The sequence below is a fragment of the uncultured Thermus sp. genome, from assembly GCF_938010445.1.
Classification (GTDB): Bacteria; Deinococcota; Deinococci; order Deinococcales; family Thermaceae; genus Thermus; species Thermus altitudinis.
Genome location: NZ_CALLUR010000187.1, coordinates 1 through 7,757, shown reverse-complemented (window position 1 = coordinate 7,757; position 7,757 = coordinate 1). Strand labels below are relative to the sequence as shown.

Sequence of the window (7,757 nt, the reverse complement as noted above, 5' to 3'; positions counted from 1 at the left end):
TGGGAGCGGGAAACCGGGGTCTAGCCTATGCGCGTCACGCCCACGCCCTGGGCGCCCGCATCGTGGCGGTGGCGGACCCCCGGCCGGGGCGCCTGGCGGCCTTTCGCCAGGCCTTCGGGGTGGAAAGGACCTTTGCCGATTGGCGGGAGCTTTTGCAGGCCCCTCTTTTCGGGGAGGCTGCGGTGGTGGCCTTACCCGACCGCCTGCACGCCGAGGCTGCGGTGGCCCTCATGGAAAAGGGCTACCACCTTCTCCTGGAGAAGCCCATCGCCCCCACCTGGCGGGAGGTGGAAGGGGTGGCCGAGGCCAAGAGGCGCACGGGGCGCATGGTGGCCGTGGCCCACGTGCTGCGCTACACTCCCTATGCCCGGGCCCTGAGGGAACGGCTCAGGGAAGGGGCGGTGGGCCAGGTGGTTTCCGTCCAGCACCTGGAGCCGGTGGGCCACTGGCACTACGCCCACAGCTTCGTACGGGGAAACTGGCGGAAGGAGGCGGAGTCTAGCCCCTTTCTTCTGGCCAAGAGCGTCCACGACCTGGACTGGATCCTCTTCCTGCTGCCGGGGGAGGTGGCCCGGGTGGCCTCCTTCGGGGGGCTGTACCACTTCCGCCCCGAGAACCGGCCTCAGGGGGCGGCCAGCCGGTGCCTGGAATGCCCCAAGGAGGTGGAGGGGTCCTGCCCCTTTTCCGCCAAGCGCATTTATCTGGAGGCCTACGAAAAGGGGGAGCGCGGCTGGCCCCTGGACGTGGTGGCCTACCCGGTGACCTGGGAGAACCTGATGCAGGCCTTGAAGGAGGGCCCCTACGGGGAGTGTGTGTACCTGGGGAAGAACGACGTGGCGGACCATCAGGTGGTGGTGTTGGAATACCGGGACGGACGCACGGCCAGCCTGCATGTGGAGGGGTTGAGCCGGATGCGGTTTCGGGAGACCCGCATCTTTGGCACCCGGGGGGAGCTTTTGGGGGACGGTCGGTACCTCAGGCTCTACCGGTTCGGGGAGGGGGAGAGGGTTTATGACCTGGAGACGGAGGCGGAGGGTTCCATCCGCAGCGGGCACGGGGGTGGGGACTTTGGGCTGGTCCAGGCCTTCTTACAAGCCCTGATCCGGGGTGACGAAGGCCCCCTGGAGCCCTTCTCCGAGGCGGTCCAGGCCCACCGACTCACCTTCTTGGCGGAAGAGGCCAGGAGGGCCCGTAAGGTGGTCCAAGTGGAAATCCCCTTGCCCTAGAGGGCAAGGGGCCTTTGGCGGAGAGGGCGGGATTCGAACCCGCGAGGCAGGTTTAAGCCCGCCTACACGATTTCCAGTCGTGTCCCTTCAGCCACTCGGGCACCTCTCCAAGTGCCAAGCCTGAGTTTAACAAGGCCCGTTTTTAACGTCAAGTAAGCTGGTGGTGTGCGGGTGGTGGTGGCCCACGAGAACCTGGACTTTGACGCCCTGGGCTCCATGGTCCTGGCAGGAAGGCTATTCCCGGGGAGCGTTCTGGCCTTGGTGGGGGGCCTCGAGGGGCCTCTAAAGGAGATCGCTCCCCTTTTGGAGGATCGTTTGGATCTGGTCCCGGCTGGGGAGCTCCCCTTGGGGAGGGTGGGCGAGGTCATCCTGGTGGACAACGCCCGGCCCGAGCGCATCGGGCCCTTCAAGGCCTTGGTGGGCCGGGTTCCTTTCCTGGTGTTTGACCACCACCCCCGGGCCCCTGGGGATGTGCCGGCGGTGGGGGGTAGGGTGGCCCAGGTGGGGGCCACGGTGAGCCTTTTGGTGCCCCTTATTCGGGAGCGGGGCCTGACGCTTACGCCTTTGGAGGCCACCTTGGCCTATGCGGGGATCTGGGAGGACACCGGGGGGTTTAGCTTTCCCTCCACCACGCCTCTGGACCTCGAGGCCGCCCATTTCCTGGCCCAGCAGGGTGCGGAGATCCCCAGGGTTCGGCAGTGGGTGCGGCCCCATATGGGGGAGGAAGCCCGGGAGGTGCTGAAGGCCCTGATGCGCACCGCCCGGGTGGTGGAGCGGGAAGGCTTCCGCCTCCTCCTGTGCCAGGCCAAGGAGGAAGGGTACGTGCCCGCTTTGGCCCCTCTCGCCCATACCCTATTGGACCTGCACGAGGCCGATGGGGTCCTTTTGGTCCTGAAGCTGGGGCGGGAGGTTCTCCTCATTGCCCGGAGCCGGGAGCGGCTGGATGTGGGCCGTTGGCTTTCCCAGGTGGGGGGCGGGGGGCACCCTCGGGCGGCCTTCGCCCGGGTGCGGGGGGTGCGGAATGCGGTGAAGCGCCTTGTGGAGAGCCTTCCCCGGTACCTGGAGCCTGAGCCCACCTTGGGCGAGGTCATGACCTCGCCCGTGGAAACCCTGCGCCCCACCACGGTGCGGGAGGCCCTCCGGGTTCTGGAGGACCGCGGGTACGGGGCCATGCCGGTGGTGGTGCCCTTGGGGGGGGAAGGGGTGCGGATTCTGGGCCTAGCCCGCAGGCGGGACCTGAGGAAGGCGGAAAGGCTAGGTTTGGCAGAGCATCCCGTGGAAGGGTTTCTGGCCCGGGCCGTGGTCCTGCCCCCGGAAACCCCCCTTTCCCAGGTGGGGCCCTACTTGAAGGAGGGAGGAGGGCGGGTCCTGGTGGGAAAGCGGCATGGGGAGGGAGTGAGGCTTTTAGGCATCTTTACCCGGACTGACCTCTACCGGAAGAAGCCTTCTTTGGAGAAGCCCTTGGGAGAGCGGATTCTGGAGGCCTTGCCCGAGGGGGCCAGGCAGGTGGTCCTGGCCCTTAAGGAGGCCTTTCCCCAAGGGGTGTACCTGGTGGGCGGCGTGGTGCGAGATGCCCTTCTGGGCCGCTCTGGGCCGGATATAGACCTGGTTCTGGAACCGGGGGTAAAGGTGGGGGAGGTGGCCCGCTTCCTGGTGGAGCGCTTTGGAGGGAGCTTTGGCCTGCACTATGCCTTCGGCACCGCGCGGGTGCGCCTCTCTTTCGGCCTTGCCGTGGACCTGGCGGAAAGCCGGGAGGAGGTGTACCCCTACCCCGGGGCCCTGCCCCAGGTGCGCCCAGCCCCCATCGCCAAGGACCTGGAGAGGCGGGATTACACGGTGAACGCCATGGCTTTGTCCCTGGCCACCCTGGAGCTTTTGGATCCTTACGGGGGCCTCGAGGATCTCCAGGCCCGCCTGCTTCGTCCCCTTCACCCCCTCTCCTTCGTGGAGGACCCTAGCCGCATCGTCCGGGGGGCACGCCTGGCGGCCCGCCTGGCCTTCCGCTTTTCCGAGGAGGCCTTGAAGGCCCTGCCTCCGGCCCTCCTGCCCGAGGTGCTGAAGACGGCCAGCAAAAGCCGCCTGAGGGACGAGCTTTGGCTCACGCTAGAGGAGGATACCTTCCTCGATGCCCTCTCCCTCCTGGAGGAACTGGGGGCCCTGGGTCCCCTCTATGGGCTTAGGCTTCCGCCGCGGGAGCCCTTTGCCCGGCTTAGGTGGAGTTACCCCGAGGAGGAGGGAATCCCTGCAGAGCGGCTGAGGGGGGAAGCCCGCCTCCTCTTGCTCCTCTACTTCCAGGAAAATCCCCTGGAGAAGGCCTTAGCCCTGGGGCTTCCCAAGCGGCTCCAGGAGGCCCTAGCCCTCTTGCTGAAGGGTTCCTGGAATGAGGTGGAAAAGGAAGCCCTGGCGAAGGAGCCCCTGCGGAGCGTTTTTTTGGCCCTCTTCCCCGGGAAGGAGGGCTGGCTTATGGAGAAGAGGCGAGTCCTCATGGGGCGGGACCTTTTGCAACTGGGCCTTAAGCCGGGCCCCAGGGTGGGGGAGATCCTGCGCCAGGTGGCCGAGGCCCGGGCTCGAGGCGAGGTGAGGACCTTTGAGGAGGAGCTGGCATTAGCCCGTAGACTGATAGGCGATGGGTCTTTTTCCGTACCTCAATGACCCCCCGGTCTTCCTGGTGGCCTTCGCCTTTGCCGTTTTTGGCCTCGTGATCCACAACCTTTTCCAAGCCCACCTGGCAGACCGGTACGGGGATACGGCCCCCCGGCGCTACGGTTTCCTTTCCCTGGACCTCCGGGCCCACCTGGAGCCCTTGGGCCTGGTCCTGTTGGTCCTTCTGGGCTTTGGCTGGCCTCGGTTCGTGCCCACCGGCCTTCCGGGGAGGAAGGGGGCCATGGTGGCCCTCATGGGCCCGTTGGGTTTCTTTGTGGCCGCCTTCCTGTACGGCCTTCTCGCCCGCTTTTTGCCCTACCCCTTTGGGGAGGGGCTTTGGGTGGCCCAAAGGCTCATGCTCCTGCACGCCGCCATTTACCTTTTCCCCGTGCCCCCTTTGGATGGGGCCAAGGCCCTTTATGCGGTGGGCGGGTATGAAGCCCGGCGTTTTCTGGATCAGGTGGCCTCATACGGGCCCCTGGGCTTTATCCTCATCTTCCTGGTCCTCTCGTTTACCGGGGTCACGGGCTCGGTGGTCCGGGGGCTGGCGGGGCTTCTGGAAACCTTTTATCGGGCTTTAGGGCTATGATCGGGCTTTGGCAGCAAGACCCCTTGGCCTTCGTACTGGCCTTTGCCGCCTTGGTCTTCAGCCTGGTTTTGCATGAGCTGGGCCACGCCTACGCCGCCTACTTCTTCGGTGATACCACGGCGAAGCGCCAAGGGCGGCTTACCCTTAACCCCTTGAAGCACCTGGACCCCTTGGGCACGGTGCTTCTTCTCCTGGTGGGCTTTGGCTGGGCCAGGCCGGTGCCCATCCATCCCCCGGCCTTCCGCTCCTACCGGCTGGGCCTTTTCGTGGTCTCCATAGCCGGGATCGTCATCAACCTGGTTTTGGCCGTGCTCTTCGCCCTTGTGGTGCGGGGGATCTTTGCCCTGGATCCTGTGGGGGTGGTCCTGACCCTAAGGGGAGAAGGGCAGACCCTATGGGGACTTTTGGCGCTGGCCGCTTTCTTCGCCAGCTCCATCAACCTGGTCCTGGCGGTCTTCAACCTCCTGCCCATTCCTCCCTTGGACGGCTCCAAAATCCTGCAAAGCCTTTTGCCCCTTTCCTGGCAGCCCCTCCTTTGGCGGCTGGAGCAGTACGCCTGGCTTTCCTTCCTCCTTATCCTTACGGTGTTGCGGGGGCCCATTCAGGAGGTGTTGCGTTTTGCCCGCAGGGTGTTCTTTGGCCTTTTCTTTGGCTAGACTGGGGCTATGCGCACCCTGAGCCTAGTGCTGGCCGTGCTCTCCCTTTTGTTACTGCTTCCGGCCCTTTTGCCCCTTGTGGGCTGGCTCAACTGGCTGGTTCTGCCCCTGGCCCTTTTGGCCGCCGGGCTTGGGGTGCTAGCTGGGGAGGAGCGAGCCTTTAGGTTGGGGCTTTTGGTGATGATCGTCTCCGCCCTGCGCCTTTTCCTAGGCGGGGGCCTCCTCTAGCCAGCTGCGCAGGACCTTCAGGTTCCAGGCGTCCTCCTCGGGGCTTCTTGGGGTTTCCAAGATGAAGACCCGGTTCCTGAGCCGGGGGTCCAGGAGAACGCGTTTAAGCCCTTCCCCGATCTGGCCTTGGAGAAGGTGGGCATGGTGGTCTATGCGGCTGGCTAGGCCCCCCACGGAATCGTTTAGGTGCACCACCGGCACCCGCTTTAGGCCCACGAGGCGGTCCAGTTGGCTCAAGACCTCCTGGGGCTCCTCCCTCACGTCGTACCCGGCGGCATAGGCATGGCAGGTGTCCAGGCAGACCCCCAGGGGAGTGTCCTCCAAGAGCCAGGCCAGCTCCTCAAACCGGGCCCCCACCTTTTCCCCGCCTCCGGCGGTGTTCTCCACCAGGAGGGTGGGCCGCTCCTTTACCCCGGCCAGGCGCAGGGCCCTTAGGAGGCCCTCTTTTACCCGTTGGGGGTCTCCTGAGCCTGGATGGACCACCACGTACTCCAGTCCCAGGATGCGGGCCTTTTCCAGGTCGTCCGCCAGGCTCATCACGCTCTTTTCCCAAAGCTCCCCCTCCGCCCCCAGGTTCACCAGATAGGAGGCATGGATCACCCCGGGAAGCTCCCCGGCCATTTCCCGCAGGGCGCGGAAGGTTTCCACCTCGCTGGGGGAAAGGGCGCGGGTTTTCCAGCTACGGGGGCTTTTGGCGAAGATCTGGAAGGCGGAAAGGCCCAGGGCCTGGGCTTCTTCCACGGCCCCGGCCACCCCCTTTTTCCCGGCGATGGAAAGGTGAAAGCCATAGCGCACCATCTCACTCCTCCAGCACCTCCACCCGTACCCGGGTGGCGGAAAGGGCCCCAATGGCCTTGGCGGCGGCGTAAGAGAGGTCAATGATATACCTGCCCCCAAAAGGTCCCCGGTCGTTGATGCGCACCACCACGCTTCTGCCGTTTTTTAGGTTGGTGACCCGCACCCGGGTGCCGAAGGGCAAGGAGGGGTGGGCGGCGGTGAGGGCGTGCATATCGTAGACCTCCCCGCTGGCCGTGCGCTTCCCGTGGAATCCCGGGCCGTACCAGACGGCCAGGCCCTCCTGGACCAAAGGCTTCCTCTTAGGGGGTTCGCCATGGCCCAGGCGGAGGACCTGCCCTGGGAAGATGAGGTCCGAGGTGAGGCCGTTTAGCCCCTTTAGCTCTTCCACGCTCAGGCCATGGGCCTTGGCGATGCGGTATAGGGTGTCCCCCTTTTGTACGGTATAGGTCTGGGCCAGGGCACCGGAGAGGAAAAGGGCTAGGACCAGGGCGCGCACCTAAACCTCCCGCCAGCCCCGGGGAAAGCGGGAGAGGAGTTCCATCCCCGTATCCGTGATGAGGACAAGCTCCTCTATGCGCACGCCTCCTTTCCCCGGTAAGTAGACCCCGGGCTCCACGGTGACCACCATGCCCGCCTCGAGGGTCTCCTCCGTATACGGGGAAAGCCCTGGCCCCTCGTGGACGGCAAGCCCCACCCCGTGCCCCAGGGAGTGGACGAAGTAGCGGTCCAGTTGGAAGCGCCTTAGCTCCTCCCGGGCCAGGGCGTCCAGCTCCTTGGTGCTTTTGCCTGGGCCCAGGGCGTCTAGGACCCTTTCCAGGGTGGCCAGGGTGGCCTGGAAGGCCCGCTTGAGTTCCCCGTCCACCCTTCCCAGGGCCACGGTGCGGGTCATGTCCGAGTGGTACCCCTCCACCTCCGCCCCCAGGTCCAGGGTGACCAGTTCCCCGGCCTCGAGGGCTTTCCCCGAGGCCCCGGCATGGGGCAAAGCCCCCCGTACCCCCGAGGCCACAATGGGAGGGAAGGCCACCCCAGCTCCCCGGCGTTTCAGGAAAAACTCTATCTCCAAGGCCACCTCCCGCTCCAAAACGCCGGGCTTCAGGAGGGTGAGGGCGTGGGCCAGGGCTTCTTCCGCCAGGGCCTGGGCCTTGCGGATCCGCTCCACCTCCTCCGGGGTTTTCTTGAGCCTAAGCCGTTCTATGACCCCCTTGGTGGGCACCCACTCCGCAGGGGCGAGCTCCCGCAAGCGCTCCAAGGAGGCGTAGGGAAGGTGCTCGGCCTCAAAGCCCACCCGTCCTCTGAGCCCCCTCAGAAGGGCCTCTTTTTCCTCCCGCTTCAGCACCTTAGCGGGGATGCGGCTTTCCCGCTCCGCCTCAGGGTAGCGGGGGTCGGTGAGGAGGAAGGAGCCTTCCCCCATGACCAGGACCTGGGCGTCCTCGGGGTGGGGAAAGCCCGAAAGGTAGCGGACGTTTTCCGGGCGGGTGATGTAGAGGGCATCCAGCCCCAAGGGCTCTAAGAGGGTCTTGGGCTCCAGCACGGGGCCTACTATACCACCCGTTAACCCTCTTCCAGGTTCACGCCCGGGTACCCATGGGCCACGGTCAACTCCAGAGGGGGACAGGG

At 65.8% G+C, this 7,757-nt stretch carries 8 protein-coding genes and 1 tRNA gene; 5 read left to right on the top strand and 4 right to left on the bottom strand.

From position 1 onward, the window contains the following. Positions 1 to 1,226 (top strand): Gfo/Idh/MocA family oxidoreductase (locus Q0693_RS10790; protein ID WP_298631791.1); only part of this gene is annotated, 1,226 nt, incomplete at its 5' end. Positions 1,227 to 1,241: 15 nt separating this feature from the next. On the opposite strand, the gene Q0693_RS10785 is transcribed toward Q0693_RS10790, so the two are convergent. Continuing rightward, positions 1,242 to 1,335: transfer RNA gene (locus Q0693_RS10785), tRNA-Ser, on the bottom strand. Positions 1,336 to 1,391: 56 nt separating this feature from the next. Here Q0693_RS10785 and Q0693_RS10780 point away from each other — a divergent pair. The 4 genes from Q0693_RS10780 to Q0693_RS10765 are packed head-to-tail and all read left to right on the top strand — an operon-like array spanning position 1,392 to position 5,342. Next, the gene (locus Q0693_RS10780; protein WP_298631789.1) at positions 1,392 to 3,878 is read left to right on the top strand and encodes a CBS domain-containing protein; all 2,487 of its coding nucleotides are present in this window, start codon (positions 1,392 to 1,394) and stop codon (positions 3,876 to 3,878) included. After that, on the top strand, positions 3,853 to 4,458 hold the full coding sequence (locus Q0693_RS10775; protein WP_243030714.1) for a site-2 protease family protein: 606 nt from the start codon (positions 3,853 to 3,855) through the stop codon (positions 4,456 to 4,458). Before Q0693_RS10780 ends, Q0693_RS10775 begins: the two co-directional genes overlap by 26 nt. Then, complete coding sequence (locus tag Q0693_RS10770; RefSeq protein WP_298631783.1) at positions 4,455 to 5,114, top strand: site-2 protease family protein; 660 nt, start codon at positions 4,455 to 4,457, stop codon at positions 5,112 to 5,114. Before Q0693_RS10775 ends, Q0693_RS10770 begins: the two co-directional genes overlap by 4 nt. A 9-nt stretch (positions 5,115 to 5,123) precedes the next feature. Then, a complete protein-coding gene (locus tag Q0693_RS10765; RefSeq protein ID WP_298631780.1) occupies positions 5,124 to 5,342 on the top strand; it encodes a hypothetical protein in 219 nt (72 codons plus the stop codon). On the opposite strand, the gene nfo is transcribed toward Q0693_RS10765, so the two are convergent. The 3 genes from nfo to Q0693_RS10750 are packed head-to-tail and all read right to left on the bottom strand — an operon-like array spanning position 5,322 to position 7,668. After that, the gene (gene nfo / locus Q0693_RS10760; protein WP_243032405.1) at positions 5,322 to 6,140 is read right to left on the bottom strand and encodes an endonuclease IV; all 819 of its coding nucleotides are present in this window, start codon (positions 6,138 to 6,140) and stop codon (positions 5,322 to 5,324) included. The genes Q0693_RS10765 and nfo overlap by 21 nt on opposite strands. Position 6,141: 1 nt before the next feature. Continuing rightward, positions 6,142 to 6,636: a septal ring lytic transglycosylase RlpA family protein gene (locus tag Q0693_RS10755; protein WP_298631773.1), complete on the bottom strand. Its 495-nt coding sequence runs from the start codon at positions 6,634 to 6,636 to the stop codon at positions 6,142 to 6,144. Further along, positions 6,637 to 7,668: a Xaa-Pro peptidase family protein gene (locus Q0693_RS10750; RefSeq protein ID WP_243032412.1), complete on the bottom strand. Its 1,032-nt coding sequence runs from the start codon at positions 7,666 to 7,668 to the stop codon at positions 6,637 to 6,639. Positions 7,669 to 7,757: the final 89 nt, after the last annotated feature.